Origin of the sequence: Bacillus cereus group sp. Bc031 (assembly GCF_027716265.1) — a bacterium.
Classification (GTDB): domain Bacteria; phylum Bacillota; class Bacilli; order Bacillales; family Bacillaceae_G; genus Bacillus_A; species Bacillus_A paranthracis.
On sequence record NZ_JAQFUL010000060.1, the window covers coordinates 1 to 21109 of the forward strand.

Consider the following 21109-nt stretch of genomic DNA (forward strand, 5'->3'; position numbering starts at 1 on the left):
ACCTATCCCCTAAAGAATTTAGGGAACAAGTGGTTTAGGTGTTTTGATTGGTGTCCCGTTTTCAGGGTTCACTTCAAATATTTTCTAGAGGGTTTTTTATTTTTTCCAAATCAGCTGTCAGAAGTGTACATATTTGTACTCCCTTCTCCTTCCCGGGTTATACATAGATCTAAATCGCTTGCATACCCTAACTTTGCACTTTACAACATATTTTTCCTTCACGAAACTTTGTTATCCACTTCTTAAAAAGCTATAAAACGTCAACAATGTTTGTATAGACCCACACGACTTTCGTTTGATACTCTATTTATAGAAAGAAATTCCTTGTAGAAAGGTGAGTGATTAAAATGGATACTCTTTCTCATAAAGAAGCTGATAAAGGTGCTATTGTCAGCATTTTGGCCTACATATTTTTATCCTCTATGAAAATTATCATCAGTTATATTACCCTCTCTAGCGCATTACGTGCTGACGGTTTAAATAACTTAACCGATATCGGTGCTTCTTTAGCGATATTAATTGGTCTAAAAATCTCTCGGAAACCTCGTGATCCAGATCATCCATATGGGCATTCGCGTGCAGAACAAATTGCATCACTTGTTGCTTCTTTTATTATGGCAACGGTCGGATTAGAAGTTGTTATTAGTGCCATTCAATCTTTTTTAAATCCGAAACAAGCAGCACCTAATGTACTTGCTGCATGGGTAGCTTTATTTTCTGCTGTCGTTATGTACTGTGTGTATTTGTATACGAAAAAGATTGCAGCACGAACAAGAAGTAAATCATTAGAAGCAGCTGCAAAGGATAATTTATCAGATGCTCTCGTAAGTATTGGTACAGTAGTAGGTATTGTCGGTTCGCAGTTCCAAATGCCTATTTTAGATCCTATTGCTGCTTTAATTGTCGGTCTTATTATTTGTAAAACTGCATGGGAGATTTTCGTAGAAGCTTCTCATATGTTAACGGATGGAATCGATCCAGATAAGATGGAAGAGTACGCTGATGCGATTGAACATATTGGTGGCGTGGAAAACATCGTAGATATTCGCGCTCGTATGTACGGGAATCAAACGTACGTTGATATTACAATTGAGGTAGATGCTCGTATGGATGTTGGAGAAAGTCATTGTATTACTGACAACATCGAGGCTATGCTTCGGAAAAAGTTTGGCATTTATCATGCGCACATTCATGTTGAACCAATGGAAAAAGAACCTATTATGACATAGGTTCTTTTTTAATGAACGTTTTATGAAATATTACGCATAAAACGAGCCAGCTACCGCCAGCTGCCCATCCTGCTAATATGTCAGATGGATAGTGAACGCCAAGATATATTCGGCTAACTGAAATAGATAATACAACAAAGCTCGCTATAAAAATAATCAACAATTTTTTATGCAATGTAATACGTTCTTCTGTAATCGTGACGTATGCAATAAATCCTAAAAAAGCAGTAGCATTCATCGTATGACCGCTCGGAAAACTATATCCAGTTGCAGTAACAAGCTGCGACACATCAGGTCTTGCTCGCTCGTACCATAGTTTAAGCATACTGTTTAAATAACGAGATCCATAATAATTAATTGTTAGAAGTAATGCGCTAAGCAACTTTTTTCTAACGAGAAAATACATTACAAGAATAATGAGTAACGGAAAATATATTCTTTTGGAACCGATAAACGACACCCAAGTAAAGTAGGCTGTCAAATAATCGTTTCGAAAACTCCGAATAAAATGCGCGACTATATTGTCAAATTTCTCAATACAAGCGGTATGATACGAAAGTGATAATACGACAAAACAAATGAGTAGCGTTGAACTTAACAAGTATAAATGTCGATATCGTTTCACATACATAACCTCACTATGCAAAAAAATGGAGCGGTTGTTTTAGTTTTCCTCTCCATTCCTTTTTTATGCATAGTTTATTTAAAAATATAATTGTTAATTGTTTCTTTCATCATTGGAATATCTTCATTCGTTACTGTAAAGCGCATCACTTTCTCATCAAGATCAAGTGCTTCTGCAAATAAACCTGCTAATCCACGAGATTTTCTGTCTACTTCCATAATAATCTCTAGGCGATCGTAAGCACTTGGTAAAATTAATAATTCTAGTTCATCTAATTTCCCATAATACTGTCCAGAAACAGGAACAAACTCAAATTCTTGTGCAAATGGAACTTGCTTACGTAATCGATACGGTAATTCTTCACATTCTATATGACGCGCTTTAAAACCTAATTGATTCACACTTTCTAACACACTATTTAATAGTGCATTTGGCAACACTTGAATGTAATCACGATCACTTGGATCTATACTACGTTTAATATCAAGGCCTGTGTGAACCCAAACTGTTTTCATTCCAAGAGTAAGCGGTGTTTCAACTGGCATTTTAAATGAAAATGGAATTTCTCTTTTTTCATTCGGCTCAACAGAAAAAGGTTCTGTTAAACGAACTCGCTCTAAATCATATGTTGTTGTTATTTTTTTATCATCCACTTCTCGAATATACGATGTTGATAGCGTTAAGTAAATGCTTTCAATTTGTTGGCTGACGGAACCTCCAGTTATGTGAACCTTCCCGAGTATCTCTTCTCCTACAATATACTCATCTTTTTCAAGAACTGTATCTACCTTTGCATTACCGATACCAACGCTTGCTAAAAACTTTTGAAACATGGATTCTCCATCCTTTCTAAAGCAAAAGCTACATCTTTTTTTAAATCTTGTACATTCTCATAGTACGGCGTTTTTATTTGTAACATTCGCATCAGCATTTCACGGTTGTAATTTTCCAAAGTTAATTCGTCATACCATGGGTTTTCATGTTTTTCATTAGATTCATAGCCTGCATATAATAAAAATAATGAGAAATGACCAAGCGCATAAAAATCGCTACGAAAGTGAACTTCTCGCATCAAAGCTTGTTCACCTTCATACGTTGTAGCTCGTTCATCACCCTCACCTTTCAATTTCGCCAACCCAAAATCAATAATACTAATTTGGTTTTCTTTCATTAATATGTTTGGAATGCGTAAATCTCGGTGAATAATACCTTTACTATGAAACACTGATACAATTTCTAATATTTTATATAAAATTTTTAAAACTTCACGTTCTGTATATACATGTCCATCTAAGAAAATATAATCTTCAAAATTTTTACCAGGCATATATTCCATCACAAAAAAGCTTTTTTTCTCCCATACGAAATGATCATATAAACTAGGAATTGCATGATGATTTAATGTTTGTAAAATCATTTTCTCTTGTTCAAATGATTTTCTACCAGACTCATATCTTTGTTTACTTTGTCTTAATTGTTTTAAGACTTTATATCTATTTATTTGTAAATCATTAACGACATATGTAACCCCATAACTACCCATTCCAATTACTGATTCAATTTTATAACGTTCTACAACAATTGTATTTTTCCGCAGTGGTCTATCAAATAAAGCTAGTATACGACGCCATTTCATCAACTACTTGAAAAGAAGCTACGGCTTTTACGTTTTCTTTTATAATGATGATGCCCATAACCAGATGAACGTCGTTTATAATCGCTACTTGAATAAGAGCGACCTCTATGGCGATAATCACTACTAGAATACGAACGATATTTTTTCTTTCCTAATAAAGAATCAATAATTTTTTTGAACATCCCTTCACCTCTTGAGTAAAATTTTCTTTTAATTATACCAAGTATTGCTGGCTACATTTGTGACAAGTTTGTAAAGAGTAAAAAACGACGAGTTAAGCCCGTCGTTACTTTCACTCACCCTCTTCATCAAACACTTCATCAATCATACATTTCTCTAATAAATACTCGAATGTAATATCTGCGAGATCTTCAATTTCTTCTCGTTTTGGGACGTATCCTCTTTCAATTAGTTGCTCATAAAAAAACTCCGCAATCTCTTCCGTATCAATTACGACTTCAATTTCCTTCATGAGCATCACTCCTTTATTTCTGTTTTATGAAAAAATCTCAAAAATATGTATATGAGATTAGAAAAATAGTTTTTCTTTTTTATAGGTCATATCCTTTGGACAAGGTGCATACGATGGTAGTACAAGCTATCAAAAAGGGGGATATAATTATGGAATATCAATACGAGGTAAAGCAAGAAGTAGGACAAACAAAAGAAGAGTTCATGCATGAAGATCAATGGGCAGACTCTCTTATTAAATGGCTTTTTATTTTTTTAATAATTGTAGGCATACCTTATACTGCATATGTTGTTGTTCAATTCATTCTCTCTTTCTAGTTAACTATTTTTTCTCTGTCAATTTAACTAAATAATTATGAACAACATCCATAACAATTTTGTATTCTTCATCTTTAAATGTATCAAATAACAATTGGTAATCGTTATAAATATCAAGTAATCCATCAATGATTTCTTGACGATTTGTCTTAACACTCACTTTTTTTGAGTTGTTAATTGACTTTAATTTTCCTAAATCTAATTTATTCATACCTGCTTTATCTTGTTTCATTTTCTTCAAAATTGCATTTGCCGTTTGAGCATTGGCAAGTAACGTTAAATCTGACTCATCCGCTTCTAACCATTCACCATCCGTAATTCGTGACAGTTCATATATTGTATCTTCCCATGCATCATTTTTATATCTCCATACTTCTGTACGAAAACCAACAATACGGAAAACATCTTTATCATATCCTGTTACTTGCACGAGATCACCAAATGTGAAATTATAGTTTAATTCAATCCACTCAGTTTCACCTTTTTTCATATCTTGCTCTGTAACGTGCTGCAATGTTTGCTCTACGTAAAATCCATCGTGATTATTGACTTCGTATACGTAAACTCCATCTAAAACCTTCATATTTGTGATTTTACCAACGGTTCCATATAGCGTAATCACGACTATGTCCCCTACGTTATATTTAGGTTGCTTTTTCCTTGCCATCTATATCTCTCCTTTTTTTGACGTCGTGATTTTGATAACAGTATATGCAACCTACATAAAAACGCTTATCACAGAAGCGTATATTCATAAATTTTTTCAATAAAAAATATCACCATATGAAAATTTATTTACAACGTAAAAAAGCTAGCAAATAGACTAGCTTCATGTCGAAAAAAGTTCATATAGTTTTTATCTATCTTGTATGTATAAATCCCACGCTTCATCAAATATAGACATACTTTCTAGCATTCCACTTAGCTCTAAGTATGAACTAATTTCATCGTAATCTTCAGATTGCTTCGGAAAACTTAAATCATCATACATTGCCTCTGCTAAATTCGATATTTCATTACTAAATAAAGCTGCACGATGCTTCATCATATAGTGGTAAAATGTCTTTTTCAAAAATATTCCCTACCTTTCTAGCTTGGGTACATTATACAAGGCAAAAAAGAAAAAAACCAGCATAAAAGCTGGTTAAAAGTCGAAATAATTTCTTTTTAATAGACGTGGTCTTCCCATTAATTCTTCATATGTTAGTTGTTTTGGTAAGTCTTTCGTATAAATTAGAAACAATTGATCTTCTATTTCTTTCACTGTTTGATCTGATTGATAGTCCATACCACATGAGGAACAAGAAATGCATGGTGTCTCTTGGATTTCAATGGCTTTCGTACCATCTGGTAATTCCCAATATACAGTATTTAAGCTTTCTTTTGCTTCTGTACTGTCACACCACATACAATTCATACTGCATCACCCTCAGTTTTTTTGTCGTTTTCTTCTAATTTAGCCATTTGTGCTTGATATTTTTTATCTTTCAATTGGTCGCGCTTATCACGTTTATCTTTTAATGTTGCATGCGTTTCATTATCCTCATAGTCTTTACGACGGTTCATACGCTGTAAATCGTCTGGAACAAGATTAAATTTCTTATCACTCATAAGGCCTGCGATACCAACATCTGAACGTTTTTCTTCGTAGTTTGGATAAATTTCTTTAAAGTACCCTTCTGCTCTTCCTGGAATGTAGCTTTCTGGCTCTGGATACGTTGTAATAACACCTTCAAAGTTACGAAGTACAACTTTATCTGCACTTTGCGAAATTAAATAGTTTGGTTGAAGCGCAATTTTACCGCCTCCTCCTGGTGCATCAACAACGAATGTTGGTACTGCATAACCAGACGTATGTCCGCGTAAACCTTCAATAATTTCAAGACCTTTAGAAACTGGTGCACGGAAATGACCAATACCTTCAGATAAGTCACATTGATAAATATAATATGGACGTACACGGATTTTTACTAAGTCATGCATTAGTTTTTTCATAATTGGAACACTGTCATTAATACCAGCTAAAATTACTGCTTGGTTTCCGACTGGAACACCAGCATTCGCTAACATTTCACATGCTTTTTTCGATTCTTCAGTAATTTCAATAGATGTATTGAAATGTGTATTTAACCATACTGGATGATATTTTTTAATAATGTTACATAAGTTTTCTGTAATACGCTGCGGGAATACTACCGGCGCTCTCGTTCCGATACGAATAATCTCAACATGCGGAATCTCTCGTAAATTTTTTAATACATATTCTAAAATTTTATCGTTAATAAGAAGACCATCACCACCAGAGATTAATACATCTCGTACTTGTGGTGTTTCACGAATGTAAGCAATTGCATCATCTAATTGTTTCTTCGGCACACCCATTCCAATTTGTCCACTAAAACGACGGCGTGTACAGTAACGACAATACATAGAACATTGATTCGTTACTAAGAATAGTACGCGGTCAGGATAACGATGTGTTAACCCTGGAACTGGTGAATCTTCATCTTCATGAAGCGGATCTTCTAAATCATATTTTGTTTTATATAACTCTTCCGAGATCGGTACAGATTGCATCCGAATCGGACAGCGTGGGTCATCAGGATTCATTAACCAAGCATAGTACGGTGTAATATTTAACGGGATCGTTTTCGTTGAAATTTTAACGCCCTCTTCTTCATCAGGTGTTAAGTTAATCACTTTCTTTAAGTCATCTAACGTTTTGATCGTATTCGTTAATTGCCAAACCCAATCATTCCATTGCTCTTCAGTAACATCTTTCCATAATTCGATATCCTTCCAGTGACGATTTGGTTTGTATACATCATGTAACATTGCTATTCCCCCTTTTTATACGCTCATCCTTTATATAAGCAATAGTTATGCCAACTTTACTTTATTGATAAGTAAACGTACGGATAACCCTATTATATAAGCGAAAAAAATATTTTTAAGCACTGTATGAAATCCATACATACTATCATATTCATTACTTTTTATATATGTAAACGCTCTTTTATTGGTGCAAACACACAAAAACCGCCAATTATTCGGCGGTTTTGTCGTACTTACTCAGTTTATATTGAAGCGTCTGACGAGGGATACCTAACATTTTTGCAGCCTGTAATATATTCCCTTCTGTTTCAATTAACGCTTGATCTATTAATTTTTTTTCCGTTTGATGAAGTGCTTCTCTAAGAGGCAATATGCCCTTCTTCTTTGGAAAACTCTCTTTCCGAAATGTACGCGGTAAACAATTGGCTGTTAATGTATTCCCTTCTGCAATAATGACAGCATGTTCAATCGTATGTTTTAACTCTCGAACATTTCCAGGCCATTGGTAAGCTTGTAGTCTTTCTTTCGCTTCCTTATCCATTTGAAGTACACCTTTTTTATAACTTTTATTATATTCTTTCAAAAAATAAGACGCTAACAATAATACATCCTCCGTTCTTTCACGGAGCGGCGGAATATATAATGAAAAGACATTTAATCGATAGTATAAATCAGTGCGAATTTTATTCTCTTTTAAACATATTTCTGGTGGCTGATTCATTGCGGTAATAACGCGAACATCTACTTTTCTCGTCTTATTATCACCAATACGACGAATAACACCATCTTCTAATACACGTAGCATTTTCGCTTGTAAATCGAGTGGCATTGAATTCAGTTCATCTAAAAACAATGTCCCTCCATCTACAAGTTCAAATAATCCCGCTCGTTCAATTGCCCCCGTATAACTACCTTTCGTTGTTCCAAACAATAAACTTTCTAATAGAGACTCTGGCAAAGCTGCACAGTTTTGTGCAATAAACGGCTTGTTCTTCCGCTTAGAGGCTTCATGAATCGCTTGTACAAATAATTCTTTCCCTGTTCCTGTTTCCCCATATATTAAAACATTCGCATCAGTTGGGGCTACTTTTTGTGCTAATTCTTTCGTCTGTTTAAACCGAGCATCATTCGTCACGATCGTCTCAAATGCAACATCCTTTTTGACCGCTTTTTTTCTAGATGACCGCTTTATTTTCGACTGCAAATCGACTATTGTATCGGTAAGTTTTTGTACTGTGGAATAATCTTTTGCAATTTCAACAGCTCCAGCAATATTTCCATCTATGAAAATAGGTAACGTCGTATTTACTGTACAAATGTCTTCCCCATTTAAGTTTTGATAATGCTGCACTTGATGAACGATTGGCTTTTTTGTATCTAATACTTTCATCAACGTACTTGTTTCCCTAGATAAAGAAGGAAACGCTTCTAACAAATGTTTACCTAACACTTTTTCAATTTTTGATCCATCGTGTTTTGCAGCTACAGTATTATAGAAAATTGTAATACCATTTTCATCTACTGCGTGTATAGCCTCATCAATACTGCCCAAAATCGCCTCAATGACTTCTTGTGTCGAAACTGCTAGCAATGTCATCCCCCCTCTTGCCGAAAATCCAGCAAATACTATGCCGAATTTCCGGCATACCTATGTGCGATTATAAGCATGACGATTCCGTTCTATTTTTATAACGTACTATTTAGACAAATCTTTTACCCATATATTCATATCTTCTAGCTTACCAAAAATGTAGCAATTGTTCGCCAATCTTCCTGTATACGTATAGCCTAACTGATGAAAGGCTGCATTCATTCCGAAAGAAAGCGATCGAGCAATTGTATAAGAACAGAAAATCGATTTTTCTTGAAGTTCTTCTTCTAACTTAATTAATAAACTTTTCATAAACCCATGTTTACGATATTCGGGTAAGGTCGCACAATTCGTTAATTCTGCATTTCCTTCTTTTATATTCATTTCTGCAGACGCTGTACTAATTATTTTCCCCTCGAATTCATACACATAGTAAATTGTATCGTCTTCTTTCATCGTTTGTTTTACATAACTCGCTTCGTTTAAAGGAGTTGGATACACTTCAAACACTTCTCCAAAGACAGCTGCTAATTCTTCTGCGTCCTCTTCTGTCGCTTTTCTTAATAGGAATTTTTCCGGAACTATTTTTTCCTTTACTTCTTTTGCTTTTACACCGCTTAAAATGGTATCTTCCTCAGCCCAATGAATACTATTTCGTCTTTCATCATTATTAAATTTCACGAAGAAGTATGCATCGTGACCTTGAAAATAATGTGGTATTGTTGCTTCTAATAAAAAACCGAAAGAGAGCCATGTTGAAACATGCTCTCCCTTTCCTTTAACAATACATTTAGTGAAAGAATGTTTCTCTGCTAATTCGTCAATTGTTTGGATGATTCTCTCAATATTTCCTGTGTAGTGGTCTACTCGAATACGTTTATTAAAATAGTCCAACACGCCTTCTACTGTATAGCCATTTGTCTGTTCTCTAAAAGATTCATAGTATTTCATTTTTTCACCTCACACCAATCTAGTAATGTACATGCAATAATTTTCGCGGCAGCTATCATTTTATCAACTTCTATATATTCGTTTGGATAATGCGCTACTTTCGTTTCTCCTGGGCCAAATACTATCGTTGGTACACCTGCGATTTGTGTAAATAAACCTCCATCAGTCCCCCACGGTGATGCTTCAATAATCGGTTTGTTCCCTTCGATTTCAACAAAGTTATGTTCAAGCGTTGTAATTAACTCATGATTTTCTTCTAGTTCACCTGGAACCCATCTTGCTCCAAACCATTCCACTTCTACAGGATTTTCAACAAACCAATTGTCCACATCATTTAATTCAGCGATCCAATTCTCGAACTCTTCTTTTGCTGCCTCTATAGTCTCATTCGGCGCAATACCGCATCTTCCTTCTAAAATTAACGAATCAGGAACAGAACTTGGCCAGCTACCGCCTTCAATTTTCCCAATATTAATTGGAATTGGGATCGGGATTCCTTTAAATAATGGATCTGTAATTCGGTCATTTCTCTTCTCTTCCAACTTTCTCAAATGATCTATAACAAACATACTTTTTTCAATTGCACTTACTCCTTCATAACGCGTCCCACCGTGTGCTGCTTTCCCTTTCACATGTAGACGAAACCACATGGATCCTTGTTGTTTCGGGAAAAACTTCATATTTGTTGGCTCTGGAATAATAACACCATCTGCTTTATATCCTCGTAATATAGTTGCTAATGTTCCTGCTCCGCCGCTTTCTTCTTCTATTACACTTTGAAAATAAATATCTCCTTTTAATTCAATACGAGATTCAATAATTGCTTCCATCGCAAGTATTAATGCGACATTGCCGCCCTTCATATCTGTCGTTCCACGACCATATATACGATTTCCTATTTTCTCACCACTATAAGGATGATAGTCCCACTGATTCACATCTCCTTCTGGTACGACATCAATATGCCCATTTAATATCATAGATTTCCCGTCGCCGCTTCCTTTAAGGGTTGCCACAATGTTCGGGCTATCTGAAAAACTTGTACGCGGTGATACAAAATAAGGATGATCTTTCATTTTAGAAAATGATGGCTCCCATATATCAAGATCTAAACCTAGCTCACGTAATTTTTCAATCACAATTGCCTGCGCACCACTTTCATCACCAGATACGCTCTTTTCTTGAATTAATCGTTTTAAAAATTTTACGCTTTCTTCTTCATGACTCTCAATATAATCACAAACTTGTTTTTTTAATTGCTCCATATATTACATCTCCCCTCATTCAATTACTAGTAAGTTAGAGCCAATTTTAAAATCCGCTTCTGTATGTTGTTTTATATCTTCCACTGTGTATGGGCTCATCAATTCTTGTAAAATAAGTCCATCCTGCGTTACTTCCATTACTGCCATATCCGTAATAATTAAATCTACGCATTTTTTTGAAGTTAATGGTAATGTACACTCCGAAACAATTTTTGCATTTCCGTATTTATCGACATGATTCATCACAACAACGACCCGCTTCGCTTTTTGAGCTAAATCCATTGCTCCTCCAATACCTGGAACACGTTTTCCTGGAACAATCCAGTTTGCTAAATCACCATTCTCGCTTACTTGTAATGAACCAAGAATCGTTATATCTAGTAAACCTTTTCGAATCATCCCAAACGCTGTGCAACTATCAAAATAACTTGCTCCTGTAATAAGAGAAGTTGGCAAACCTGCTGCGTTACATAAATTTTCGTCTTCATTTCCTTTGCTTGGTGTAGGTCCCATACCTACAATTCCATTTTCTGCATGAAACATAACGTTTATATCGTCAGGCAAATGATTCGGTACAAGCGATGGTATACCAATTCCTAAATTTACAATCATACCATTTTGTATTTCTTTCGCTGCACGTCTAGCAATCTTATCTCTCACTTCTACGCCCATACCCATTTCCAATTCACTCCTTCCGACGGTACGATATAATTTACAAATACTCCTGGGACAACAATTTCTTCTGGATCTAAACTTCCCAGTGGAACGATTTCTTCTGCTTCTACAATCGTTATATCCCCGGCCATAGCAACGTGAGGGTTCATGTTACGAGCGCTCTTATCAAACACAAGGTTGCCGAACGGATCTGCCTTTTTCGCATATACAATCGCAACCTCAGCAGTTAATGCTGTTTCAACTAAATATGTTTTACCATTCATTTCAACAGTACGTTTTCCCTCTTCTACAATCGTATCAACACCTACATCAACTAATACGCCACCAAGTCCTACACCACCAGCGCGAATACGCTCTGCTAATGTTCCTTGAGGAGAAAACTCAATTTGTAACCTTCCTTCGTTTAGCTGTCTTCCTGCATTTGGATTTGATCCAATATGAGAAGTAATTAATGATTTTACTCTTTCATTCGTAACGAGACGACCGATTCCTACATCAGGAAATCCTGTATCATTTCCAATTAAATTTAAATTTGTAACTCCTTTTTCTAAAATGGCCTGTATTAAAGATGGAGGGGAGCCAATCCCCCCAAATCCCCCAAACATTAATGTCATATCATCGTGGAATAAAGAAATTACCTCCTCTATCTCTTTTAATTTACTGAATGTATTCGTAATAGTTGTCATGCGATACTATGCCCTCCTTTTTGCATCATTTCTTCAACACTTTTTGCAAAAATTGAAAGTAATTCATCTAACTCGGAATATGTAGTTGTCATTGGCGGTGCTACAAGCAGTGCGCTATCTTCTTTTCCTGCTTGCCCTGAAACAGCTTGGTATAAAAGAAGACCATTTTTAGCTGCAACCAAAATAAGTTCCGACGCTTTTATAAACGGTTGCAATTCTACTCCAATCAGCAATCCTTTTCCACGCACATCAGCAATGATTGTTGATTGTTGCTGAACTTTCTGTAATCCTTTTATTAAATACTCTCCCTTTTCCGCTGTTTTTTCAGGTAGATTATGTTTCTCCATATATTCAATAACAGCTAGAGCTGTTGCTGCAGATAATGGATTTGCACTTAACGTATGTCCACTCATAACAGAACGCGATCCTCGTAAAATTGGCTCCATAACACGGTCACTTACAACCGTCGCTGCCATCGGTGTGTATCCAGCTCCTAAACCTTTACCAAGGGTCATAATATCCGGTTCTACACCCCAATGCTCCATCGCAAACCATGCACCAGTACGCCCAAGCCCAGTCATTACTTCATCAGCAATAAATAAAATATCGTAATGACTACAAATGTCTTTAATAACTTTATAATATTCTTTCGGCGGAACGACTGCACCTCCAGCTGCTCCAATAATCGGTTCAGCAATAAAAGCCGCAATATGTTCTGCCCCAATCCTTTCAATTGATCTTTCTAGTTCAGTCGCACAAGCAAGCTGACAAGTTGGATATACCTTTTGTACCGGACATCTAAAACAATATGGAGCTGGAATAGTTGGATAATCTTCTAAAATTGACACGAAACGTTGTCTACGCAGTGGATGCCCAGACATTGATAAGGCTCCCATCGTAATACCGTGATAACTCATCCATCGTGACAAAATTTTATGTTTCCCTTGAATACCTCGCTCTTGAAAATGTTGAATTGCAATTTTCATAGCTGTTTCATTTGCTTCCGTACCACTATTCACAAAAAAGCTCCAGTTCAAATCTCCTACACTTAAATCGCTTAATTTCTTCGCTAATTTTTCAGCTGGTTCACTCGTAAACTGTGATCTATAAACGAAAGCAATCTCCTCTGCTTGCTTTTTGATAACGTCCGCAATCTCCTTTACGCCATGCCCAATACCTGCCGTAATTGCCCCTGACGAGCCATCAAAATATTTATTTCCGTTTTGATCATACAAATACACACCTTTTCCATGTGAAATCATTGGATACGGCTGACCAACAAGTGGTTTAATTAAGTAATCGCGCATAGCGCTCCCCCATTTCTCCAATTTGTATATATATATGAAGAAAATTGACGTTTCTTTCATAAAAAAGAACCCTCTGCGAAAGCAGTGAATTTATCAAAAAACTATTATAAAATATACAAATGAGTGCTAAATATCATTTTAAAAACAGAAAATTCAGAACTTAAATTAAAGACCAACCCTTATCTATACGCTCAAATAACCCTCCCTTATATAAAATTAACGCTTCACTAAATGTTTTTCTAACATAATGTCAGCTTCCCTCAAATGCCGACATTGTGTAAACTTCGACGAAACTCCCTTTAAACTCCTTCCTGTTCTCCTACTTTATATTGCATATTTTTAAACAAATCTCGACAATTAATCCTACTAAATGCATAGCAATTATTTTAAAGAAATCAATATTTCACATACAACTCCATCCGTTTTATACAATAAAAAAAGAACCGATTAACCACATTAATCAGTTCGGCACGACGCTCTTTTATCAGTTAATACCGTCACTTGCTAACATAAATAGAAACAATAGTATTACAAAATCACAATTCATCCTACAGTATAAAGCACAAAACCGTCCATAACTCCATTTACAATTCCTTGCGGGATATCCCCATCCCAAGGTTTCATTCCTTTCCTTAATTTCAAACTACCTTTCCTTTATAATTTATGTAGGACAATTATTACTTTGTATGTGTATTTGCCCATAATTAAAAAAATCCCTAGTTTCCTAAGGGTTTCAGGACATGGTTTCGACATGTCACGTGTTATGCTCTCAAATTTTTCATTTCGAAATACACACTTCCTCTGCCAATATGGATAATATATTTTTGTATCCTCTAGAAAATTATAACTCTCGTTCACCTAAACTTATCTTATCCTTAAAAAATACTTATTATTAATTTTCAACCTTTCTCCTTTAAAAAACAATTTTTTCGCATAACCTCATTCTTGCTAAGCATATAGTTTTAATGATGACAAAGGAGGAATGTTTATGTCTCAACCTGAAATCGAAAAATATGGACAAGAAGCTGCACGTTACGAACAGCTCGCTCGTTACTATCAATTTCATAATCCAAAAAAATATGTAGAACTATATATGAAATATTATGATGCGCTTACGAATCTTGTACAGGCATACGAAAAAAGAAATTCACAAGAAGCTGCTTTACCATCGCACATAAGATTTTTTCACTCTGCTTCAAATACACCTGCCGTTGACATTTTAGTAAACGGGCAAAAGGTAATTAAAAATATTTCATTTAAACAATTTAGTCCTTATTTAACATTAGTACAAGGTAAGTACCGAATAGATATCGTTCCTGTTGGAAATGAAACGCCCATCTTTTCAGCTTTAGTACCAATAATGGGAAATCACACTTATACTTTTGCCGCAATAAATAGTGATAATCATCTACAATTACAACCTATGCTTGATAATACTCATTTACCAGCAGGCCAGGCAAAAATACGCTTTGCACACTTTTCTCCTGATACCCCTGTTGTAAATGTAAGTTTAAAAGCTGGCGATCATTTATTTGAAAATGTACTCTTTAAACAAATAACAGATTTTTTAGAAGTTAGCCCTGGTACAGCGGATATAGAAGTTTCACTCGCAGATCATCAAAGTGTCTTACTAACTATACCGGATTTCAAAGTCGAACCGAACATTATTTATACAATTTCAATTTTAGGTTATTCAACGAAAGATCCTAAATTAGAAGCCGTTATACTTACGAATTAAAACAGTCTACACCATTCATTTGGTGTAGACTGTTTATTTTTGAAATGCAATTTGAAATTCTGTCCAATCATTATCTGAACGACACATGATGGACCCATTATGCTTTTCTACAATTTGTTTACATACAAATAACCCAATACCAGTTCCTAACTTTTTAGTAGTTACAAATGGTTCAAAAATCGTTTCTACATTTTCAGCTGGAATCATTGGCCCGTTATTTTTTATTACAATCCGAATCGATTGATCTTCTTCAAATACATCAATGATAATTTTTCGTTCTTCTTTCATTGATTCAAGAGCGTCAATTGAGTTCATTAATATATTTAAAAATACTTGTCTCACTTCACTCCGATAACCAGTAAGCGGAATTGGGTATGGCAAATTCTTTTCAATAGAAACATTTGCATTGACCAAACTTGGATATAAGAACTGTATAATGTCTTGAAACAAATCATTTAGCCAAAACCGTTCAGATTCAGTCCACATTTCTTTTTTCGATACGAGTAAAAATTGCGAAATGCGAAAATTTAATTGGTCTAATTCCTGAGAAATAATATCTAAATACGATAAACTAGGATGGTCTGCCTTTAATAATTTGACAAACCCCATAATGGAAGTAAGCGGATTACGAAATTCATGTACAAAACTAGCTGACATTTGCCCTAAAATTGTCAGCCTTTCTTTATGTGTTTCGTTAATATATTGCTGTTTTTCCTCTAAATTTCTTGATATAATTTCCGAGTATTTTAAAACAGTGTAATAAATTAATTTGTCAAAACAAGTATGTATTTGGGCCATAATTGGTTTCAATTCACGTGCACTAACATCTAATTCACACATCGCTTCGAAAAGCTCATTTCTTCCTACATTTGCATTATAAACAAAATCACCTATATTCGCATCTGCTCCTGCACGTTCAATAGCAAATTTCTCGCATAATGGCTGAAGATAATTTATATCTTTTTCTTCCATAGTAAGTTCAATAATAAACTCTAATAAATCCTCTCCATTTTGAACTGCTTCTAGTCTAAATGGATCTTTATCGGAAATTATCATTTTGTTTTTCCAGTTCTCAACGAATTGGTGCCTGTTGTTTTTCAAGTGCGAACAAAATACTTCTTTAATATCCTTATCGATTGGAAAAACCTCCATTCCTCCATTTCCATGCGACGAACACCCTTTATATTTTGAATATTAACACAAAAAACATGATTCGTTAATAGATTATTGTCACATTTTGTTAATATGTGTTGATAAAATTTTTATAACTTTATTAATTGTTTAGATTGTTACATTCCATTTTCCTTCCTTTCATTCAAATTTTTTATATTCGATGCGACTTTTTTTGCATCCTGCTTCATTCTTTCGTACAATAGAAAAGGAAAGGTGTGAAAAATATGGTAAATAAAAATGTGGAAGATTATCTCCAAGAAGGCATTTACGGCCAAAAGCAAAACAAACCAGAAGAACGTAATATGTATTTAACTACATTACGTGAGCGTGTAGAAATCGCTTTAACTATCGGTCAAGTAATGCAAAGTAATGTATATTCTGAAGTAGCTAGTAGCATGCGCTCTTCTCAATCATTACAAATATTCCTAAATGGTGGCATTGCTTACCCACATTTATCAAAATACATTAAATTAGCGAACGAAAAAAATGTTCCTTTTACAATTGTTCAAAATAAAGGTACAGAAACACCAATCGGTTTAGTATTATCTCATAGCACTGCTGTCGACAAAGAACAAATTTATGTAGAAGATGCTATTTTCAAACAAGAAATGAAGTAAAAGGTACACTTGATTAAATGAAATCATTCTAAGAAACGTCAAATAAACAAAAAAAAACGAGTATGGAATCGTAAACATTTCCTACTCGTTTTTTTCGATGTTTAAGTTCTAGTTCCTTTATTTTTTAATACACACTAATTTCATTTCTGTCATTTCTTCGATTGCATATTTAATTCCTTCACGCCCCGTACCACTTTCTTTCACACCCCCGTAAGGCATATGGTCTACTCTGAACGTTGGAATATCATTTATCATGACACCACCAACTTCAAGCTCATCAATTGCACGCATAGCTTTAAACAAATTATTTGTAAATACACCTGCCTGTAGACCGTAACGTGAATGATTTACTTGCTCTATAGCCTCATCAAATTCTTTAAATGTATTTACTGTCATAAGTGGACCGAACACTTCTTGGCACTGTACAGATACATGCTCTGGAACATTCGTTAATACAGTTGGTTCAAAAATCCTTTCATCACGTTTGTTACCACCATACAAAACGTTCGCTCCTTCTTTAACTGCTTCTTGCATCCAGTTATCGATACGCTCGACATCTTTTTTCGAAATTAAAGCTGATACATCCGTTTCCTCAAGCAACGGATCACCAACAACAACTGTTTCCATCGCTTTCTGTAACTTAGATAAAAATTCATCCAGTCTCTCTTCATGTACAAAAACGCGTTGTACCGAAATACAAACTTGTCCATTATTAACAAATGCTCCCCACTTTACTCGTTCAATTAATTCATCTGTTAATTCAACATCTTCATCAATAATAACAGCGGCATTCGATCCTAGTTCTAACGTAACTCGCTTTAACCCAGCCTTTGCCTTAATTCCAAGTCCAACTTTCGGACTTCCCGTAAAAGTAATGGAAGCAACATCATCATTTGTAACTATTGCTTCGCCTACAGTTGAACCAGGACCAGAAACAATATTTAAAGCCCCTTTTGGCAATCCTGCTTCTTCAAATAGTTCAACTAATGCATAAGATGATAGAGGCGTTTGATCAGCTGGTTTTAATACAACTGTATTTCCAGCAGCAATTGCGGGGCCCACTTTATGTGCCACTAAATTTAATGGAAAATTAAATGGTGTAATAGCTCCTATAACCCCAATCGGTTTTCGTATTGTGTATGCAATACGCCCATCTGCACCAGGTGCCGCATCAAGTGGCAGTGTCTCACCGTATATACGCTTCGCTTCTTCAGCTGCAAATTTGTATGTCTGAACGGTACGATCTACTTCCCCCCTTGCAGCACGTATTGGTTTTGCAGCCTCTTTTGCAATAATTTCTGCAAATTCTTCTCTTCTTTCATCCATTTTTTGTGCGACTTTCTCTAAAATAGTCGCTCGATCATATGCAGATAATGTATTCATTTCTTTCATTGCATTTTTTGCGGCAGTAACAGCCTCTTTTACATCTTCTTCCGTTCCTTGCGCAATTTCCGCTAATGTTTCTTCAGAGTATGGTGCGTATAATGGTTTATACGTGTTTACAGACTTCCAATCTCCATTTATATATAAATGCTTTTTCATAATTCTTCCCCTTTCAAATATATGTATACAACAATACTTCACCTAGTGAAAGGTCTGACTTATTTCATTGTAACATAGCCCTTATTCTGCCAAAAACATTATGCTCAAAAAAAACTCTGCCATCTAGCAGAGTCTACGAACTAATTTGTTCTTGTAATGAAATTTGTTTTTCATCTTCTAAAATAACAATTGATTCTACAGTTTTTGTAACTTCTAGTCTCTTTATATAGTGTCCATCTAATTCTTTTACGCAAAACTTATAATTTTCGATTTCAATGAAATCCTCTTCGGCAATTTCTATATTCTTCGTTAAAATCCATCCACCTATTGTGTCAACACCATTATCATCAATCGTTAAACCTAATAACGTATTTACTTCACTAACAAGTACTTTTCCCTCTAGTATTGTTTTCGTTTCACTAACTTGTTGAATTTCTGGCTGTTCATCTGTATCAAACTCATCTTGAATATCTCCAACTATTTCTTCTAAAATGTCTTCAACAGTAACAAGTCCAGACGTACCACCATATTCATCTATCAATATAGCAATATGTGTTCTTTCTTTTTGCATTTTTAAAAATAAGTCGTGTATTGGGATAGAGTCGATAACTAAAATAATCGGCCTAATATATTGCTCTACTTTCTTATTACTAACCGCATTATGCTGCACAAAATCTGTGAAAATATCTTTAAAATTCACAAAGCCTATTACGTGATCTTTGTCGCCATCAACAACTGGATATCTCGTATATTTTTCCCGAGACATTTTTTGCAACGCTTCTTCAGCAGGCATTTCTTTACTTATAATATGCATCTCAGTTCGGGGTACCATTATCTCTTTTGCTATACGATCATCAAATTCAAAGATTTTATTTACATATTTATATTCAGACTGATTAATCTCTCCATTTTTGTAACTTTCTGAAACTAATAACCGTAATTCTTCTTCTGAATGAACTTCATCGTGCCCTTTCGGTGGTTTCAGCCCTAGCAACTTCGTAATTATTCGGGCTGATCCATTTAATAGCCAAATAAATGGAAACGCCATACGATAAAAGAAAGTTAACGGTTTAGCAACAAATAAACTCACCTGTTCAGCTTTTTGAATCGCAAATGTTTTTGGAGCCAATTCCCCTATTACAACATGCAAAAATGTAATAAACAAAAACACTAAAATTACAGCAAAAATATCTGCTAGTTGAGTAGAAATGTTCAAATTCACAAAAAATGTGTCAAACATTTGCTTTAACGCAGGTTTACCGAACCACCCAATTCCCAGTGCTGTAACTGTTATTCCTAGCTGACAAGCAGATAAATATTCGTCTAAGTTTGTAATGACTGTTTTGACAGATGTTGCGCGATTATTTCCTTCTGCAATTAAATAGTCAATTCTTGAACTTCGCACTTTAACAATTGCAAATTCTGCTGCAACGAAAAATGCCGTTAAGGCAATTAAAACAATCACTATACTTATACTATATATGTCCAAATACTTTTCCTTACTTACATTGTAAGCAAGGAAGCCACCTCCTACTTAATTTTATTCAAGTGAAGTAAGCATTCTAATACTCTAACAAAATTCTACATTAGCAACCACCTTTTTATATATTATATGCATACATAAAAAAGATATTTATCATTATGATAATCTAATTCATTTCCCTCAGTCAAATGATTCTAAATTTCAAGATAAAAACTTTTATATTCACGATATATTCTTCCTAGCTTCATTTCGTGAAAAAACACTTTCTTTGCCGATTCCACACTTCTTTTGTCACACTGGAAGGGAACTTACTTCATAGATCGAAATCATTCAACAGGATATATATAGGAGGGATTATTTTGGAATATAAAACACCATTTATCGCAAAAAAATTAGGTGTTAGCCCAAAGGCTGTTGTCCGGATTGCACAACAATTAAATCTTACTATAGAAAAAAATAAATATGGTCACTTTATTTTTACACAAGATGATTTAGACCAAATGTTAGAATACCATCTTTCACAAATAGAGAAGTCCCAAAACACTCACCCTACTCAAAAAACATCATCAAATGATGTTGAAGAATTGAAAACTCAAGTAAATACAATTGTTCAAAACATATCATCACATGATTTTGAGCAATTAACCGCTCAATTAAACACAATTACGAGAAGACTAGATCGAATGGAAGAACAAATGCAAGATAAGGCAAATGATGTTGTTACGTACCAACTTTTACAACATCGCCGTGAAATGGAGGAAATGTTAGAGCGAATTCAAAAACTAGAAGCTACCCTCAAGAAAGAAGAACCAATCTATATTACTCCCGATACAAAGCCAATATATGAACGTGAAAAGAAACCTAAGCGCCGTAAAATGATTTTTAGTATATTTGGATTATAATTTTTAGACCCTTATTAAAATAATAAGGGTCTTTTTCATGAAGAATAATTTCATTTTAAAATCGC

Annotated in this window: 23 protein-coding genes; 5 read left to right on the top strand and 18 right to left on the bottom strand. The window is 34.8% G+C overall.

Annotation, left to right across the window (positions count from 1 at the left end; translation table 11 throughout):
- Nucleotides 1–347: 347 nt before the first annotated feature.
- The gene (locus tag PDQ33_RS20335) at nucleotides 348–1229 is read left to right on the top strand and encodes a cation diffusion facilitator family transporter (RefSeq protein WP_000380376.1); all 882 of its coding nucleotides are present in this window, start codon (nucleotides 348–350) and stop codon (nucleotides 1227–1229) included.
- On the opposite strand, the gene PDQ33_RS20340 is transcribed toward PDQ33_RS20335, so the two are convergent.
- The 5 genes from PDQ33_RS20340 to PDQ33_RS20360 all read right to left on the bottom strand — a co-directional run bounded on the left by PDQ33_RS20340 (nucleotide 1219) and on the right by PDQ33_RS20360 (nucleotide 3962).
- Complete coding sequence (locus PDQ33_RS20340) at nucleotides 1219–1854, bottom strand: phosphatase PAP2 family protein (protein WP_002163663.1); 636 nt, start codon at nucleotides 1852–1854, stop codon at nucleotides 1219–1221. The two genes, PDQ33_RS20335 and PDQ33_RS20340, sit on opposite strands and share 11 nt — an antisense overlap.
- 74 nt (nucleotides 1855–1928) lie before the next feature.
- Nucleotides 1929–2687, bottom strand: a complete 759-nt coding sequence (locus PDQ33_RS20345; protein WP_076872874.1) for a sporulation protein — start codon at nucleotides 2685–2687, stop codon at nucleotides 1929–1931.
- Nucleotides 2669–3490 carry a serine/threonine protein kinase gene (locus tag PDQ33_RS20350; protein WP_061130884.1) on the bottom strand — a complete coding sequence of 274 codons (822 nt, stop codon included), beginning with the start codon at nucleotides 3488–3490 and terminating at the stop codon, nucleotides 2669–2671. The genes PDQ33_RS20345 and PDQ33_RS20350 overlap by 19 nt, the downstream gene beginning before the upstream one ends.
- Entirely contained in the window at nucleotides 3490–3672 is a 183-nt protein-coding gene (locus PDQ33_RS20355; protein ID WP_000473370.1) for a hypothetical protein, read from the bottom strand. The genes PDQ33_RS20350 and PDQ33_RS20355 overlap by 1 nt, the downstream gene beginning before the upstream one ends.
- Nucleotides 3673–3782: 110 nt before the next feature.
- Nucleotides 3783–3962: a YozD family protein gene (locus PDQ33_RS20360; RefSeq protein ID WP_061130883.1), complete on the bottom strand. Its 180-nt coding sequence runs from the start codon at nucleotides 3960–3962 to the stop codon at nucleotides 3783–3785.
- Between the two features lie 149 nt (nucleotides 3963–4111).
- Here PDQ33_RS20360 and PDQ33_RS20365 point away from each other — a divergent pair, with 149 nt between their 5' ends.
- On the top strand, nucleotides 4112–4279 hold the full coding sequence (locus PDQ33_RS20365) for a DUF3930 family protein (RefSeq protein ID WP_000456537.1): 168 nt from the start codon (nucleotides 4112–4114) through the stop codon (nucleotides 4277–4279).
- 4 nt (nucleotides 4280–4283) lie between these two features.
- Here PDQ33_RS20365 and PDQ33_RS20370 read toward each other — a convergent pair whose 3' ends face one another.
- The 10 genes from PDQ33_RS20370 to PDQ33_RS20415 form a co-directional block, all read right to left on the bottom strand.
- Complete coding sequence (locus tag PDQ33_RS20370; RefSeq protein WP_000101501.1) at nucleotides 4284–4946, bottom strand: hypothetical protein; 663 nt, start codon at nucleotides 4944–4946, stop codon at nucleotides 4284–4286.
- 189 nt (nucleotides 4947–5135) lie between these two features.
- On the bottom strand, nucleotides 5136–5351 hold the full coding sequence (locus tag PDQ33_RS20375; RefSeq protein WP_000750724.1) for a YozE family protein: 216 nt from the start codon (nucleotides 5349–5351) through the stop codon (nucleotides 5136–5138).
- Between the two features lie 72 nt (nucleotides 5352–5423).
- Nucleotides 5424–5696: a YokU family protein gene (locus PDQ33_RS20380; protein WP_000995764.1), complete on the bottom strand. Its 273-nt coding sequence runs from the start codon at nucleotides 5694–5696 to the stop codon at nucleotides 5424–5426.
- Nucleotides 5693–7114 carry a lysine 2,3-aminomutase gene (gene ablA, locus PDQ33_RS20385; RefSeq protein ID WP_000902136.1) on the bottom strand — a complete coding sequence of 474 codons (1422 nt, stop codon included), beginning with the start codon at nucleotides 7112–7114 and terminating at the stop codon, nucleotides 5693–5695. Before ablA ends, PDQ33_RS20380 begins: the two co-directional genes overlap by 4 nt.
- 211 nt (nucleotides 7115–7325) lie before the next feature.
- Nucleotides 7326–8711, bottom strand: a complete 1386-nt coding sequence (gene rocR / locus PDQ33_RS20390; protein WP_001997445.1) for an arginine utilization transcriptional regulator RocR — start codon at nucleotides 8709–8711, stop codon at nucleotides 7326–7328.
- Between the two features lie 99 nt (nucleotides 8712–8810).
- Complete coding sequence (gene ablB / locus PDQ33_RS20395; RefSeq protein WP_270393282.1) at nucleotides 8811–9656, bottom strand: putative beta-lysine N-acetyltransferase; 846 nt, start codon at nucleotides 9654–9656, stop codon at nucleotides 8811–8813.
- Complete coding sequence (locus PDQ33_RS20400; protein WP_061130882.1) at nucleotides 9653–10921, bottom strand: peptidase; 1269 nt, start codon at nucleotides 10919–10921, stop codon at nucleotides 9653–9655. Before PDQ33_RS20400 ends, ablB begins: the two co-directional genes overlap by 4 nt.
- Nucleotides 10922–10936: 15 nt before the next feature.
- Nucleotides 10937–11599, bottom strand: coding sequence for a CoA transferase subunit B (locus tag PDQ33_RS20405; RefSeq protein ID WP_000525280.1), 663 nt, complete (start codon nucleotides 11597–11599; stop codon nucleotides 10937–10939).
- Complete coding sequence (gene atoD, locus PDQ33_RS20410; protein WP_000208119.1) at nucleotides 11584–12282, bottom strand: acetate CoA-transferase subunit alpha; 699 nt, start codon at nucleotides 12280–12282, stop codon at nucleotides 11584–11586. The genes PDQ33_RS20405 and atoD overlap by 16 nt, the downstream gene beginning before the upstream one ends.
- Nucleotides 12279–13589, bottom strand: a complete 1311-nt coding sequence (locus tag PDQ33_RS20415) for an aspartate aminotransferase family protein (RefSeq protein WP_270756501.1) — start codon at nucleotides 13587–13589, stop codon at nucleotides 12279–12281. The genes atoD and PDQ33_RS20415 overlap by 4 nt, the downstream gene beginning before the upstream one ends.
- A gap of 988 nt (nucleotides 13590–14577) precedes the next feature.
- Between PDQ33_RS20415 and PDQ33_RS20420 the strand changes: the two genes are divergently transcribed.
- Complete coding sequence (locus PDQ33_RS20420) at nucleotides 14578–15327, top strand: DUF4397 domain-containing protein (RefSeq protein ID WP_000081832.1); 750 nt, start codon at nucleotides 14578–14580, stop codon at nucleotides 15325–15327.
- A 33-nt stretch (nucleotides 15328–15360) separates the two neighbouring features.
- Here the strand turns inward: PDQ33_RS20420 and PDQ33_RS20425 are convergent, their stop codons facing one another.
- Nucleotides 15361–16479: a BA2291 family sporulation histidine kinase gene (locus PDQ33_RS20425; RefSeq protein ID WP_270756502.1), complete on the bottom strand. Its 1119-nt coding sequence runs from the start codon at nucleotides 16477–16479 to the stop codon at nucleotides 15361–15363.
- A gap of 245 nt (nucleotides 16480–16724) precedes the next feature.
- Between PDQ33_RS20425 and PDQ33_RS20430 the strand changes: the two genes are divergently transcribed.
- A complete protein-coding gene (locus tag PDQ33_RS20430; protein ID WP_000247572.1) occupies nucleotides 16725–17117 on the top strand; it encodes a YueI family protein in 393 nt (130 codons plus the stop codon).
- 117 nt (nucleotides 17118–17234) lie between these two features.
- Here PDQ33_RS20430 and PDQ33_RS20435 read toward each other — a convergent pair whose 3' ends face one another.
- Both PDQ33_RS20435 and PDQ33_RS20440 read right to left on the bottom strand, forming a co-directional pair.
- Complete coding sequence (locus PDQ33_RS20435) at nucleotides 17235–18659, bottom strand: aldehyde dehydrogenase family protein (protein ID WP_270756503.1); 1425 nt, start codon at nucleotides 18657–18659, stop codon at nucleotides 17235–17237.
- A gap of 133 nt (nucleotides 18660–18792) precedes the next feature.
- Complete coding sequence (locus PDQ33_RS20440; protein ID WP_002163665.1) at nucleotides 18793–20148, bottom strand: hemolysin family protein; 1356 nt, start codon at nucleotides 20146–20148, stop codon at nucleotides 18793–18795.
- A 353-nt stretch (nucleotides 20149–20501) separates the two neighbouring features.
- Here PDQ33_RS20440 and racA point away from each other — a divergent pair, with 353 nt between their 5' ends.
- Nucleotides 20502–21044, top strand: coding sequence for a chromosome-anchoring protein RacA (gene racA / locus PDQ33_RS20445; RefSeq protein ID WP_000456007.1), 543 nt, complete (start codon nucleotides 20502–20504; stop codon nucleotides 21042–21044).
- Nucleotides 21045–21109: the final 65 nt, after the last annotated feature.

Excerpts from the sequence above, each read along its gene's own strand:
- ablB (WP_270393282.1), bottom strand. The coding sequence starts at position 9,656 with ATGAAATACTATGAATCTTTTAGAGAACAGACAAATGGCTATACAGTA.
- PDQ33_RS20405 (WP_000525280.1), bottom strand. The coding sequence starts at position 11,599 with ATGGGTATGGGCGTAGAAGTGAGAGATAAGATTGCTAGACGTGCAGCG.
- PDQ33_RS20335 (WP_000380376.1), top strand. The coding sequence starts at position 348 with ATGGATACTCTTTCTCATAAAGAAGCTGATAAAGGTGCTATTGTCAGC.
- PDQ33_RS20435 (WP_270756503.1), bottom strand. The coding sequence starts at position 18,659 with ATGAAAAAGCATTTATATATAAATGGAGATTGGAAGTCTGTAAACACG.
- PDQ33_RS20345 (WP_076872874.1), bottom strand. The coding sequence starts at position 2,687 with ATGTTTCAAAAGTTTTTAGCAAGCGTTGGTATCGGTAATGCAAAGGTA.
- PDQ33_RS20425 (WP_270756502.1), bottom strand. The coding sequence starts at position 16,479 with ATGGAGGTTTTTCCAATCGATAAGGATATTAAAGAAGTATTTTGTTCG.
- PDQ33_RS20380 (WP_000995764.1), bottom strand. The coding sequence starts at position 5,696 with ATGAATTGTATGTGGTGTGACAGTACAGAAGCAAAAGAAAGCTTAAAT.
- rocR (WP_001997445.1), bottom strand. The coding sequence starts at position 8,711 with ATGACATTGCTAGCAGTTTCGACACAAGAAGTCATTGAGGCGATTTTG.
- PDQ33_RS20365 (WP_000456537.1), top strand. The coding sequence starts at position 4,112 with ATGGAATATCAATACGAGGTAAAGCAAGAAGTAGGACAAACAAAAGAA.
- ablA (WP_000902136.1), bottom strand. The coding sequence starts at position 7,114 with ATGTTACATGATGTATACAAACCAAATCGTCACTGGAAGGATATCGAA.
- PDQ33_RS20400 (WP_061130882.1), bottom strand. The coding sequence starts at position 10,921 with ATGGAGCAATTAAAAAAACAAGTTTGTGATTATATTGAGAGTCATGAA.
- PDQ33_RS20360 (WP_061130883.1), bottom strand. The coding sequence starts at position 3,962 with ATGAAGGAAATTGAAGTCGTAATTGATACGGAAGAGATTGCGGAGTTT.
- PDQ33_RS20420 (WP_000081832.1), top strand. The coding sequence starts at position 14,578 with ATGTCTCAACCTGAAATCGAAAAATATGGACAAGAAGCTGCACGTTAC.
- PDQ33_RS20370 (WP_000101501.1), bottom strand. The coding sequence starts at position 4,946 with ATGGCAAGGAAAAAGCAACCTAAATATAACGTAGGGGACATAGTCGTG.
- atoD (WP_000208119.1), bottom strand. The coding sequence starts at position 12,282 with ATGACAACTATTACGAATACATTCAGTAAATTAAAAGAGATAGAGGAG.
- PDQ33_RS20350 (WP_061130884.1), bottom strand. The coding sequence starts at position 3,490 with ATGAAATGGCGTCGTATACTAGCTTTATTTGATAGACCACTGCGGAAA.
- PDQ33_RS20355 (WP_000473370.1), bottom strand. The coding sequence starts at position 3,672 with ATGTTCAAAAAAATTATTGATTCTTTATTAGGAAAGAAAAAATATCGT.
- PDQ33_RS20415 (WP_270756501.1), bottom strand. The coding sequence starts at position 13,589 with ATGCGCGATTACTTAATTAAACCACTTGTTGGTCAGCCGTATCCAATG.
- PDQ33_RS20430 (WP_000247572.1), top strand. The coding sequence starts at position 16,725 with ATGGTAAATAAAAATGTGGAAGATTATCTCCAAGAAGGCATTTACGGC.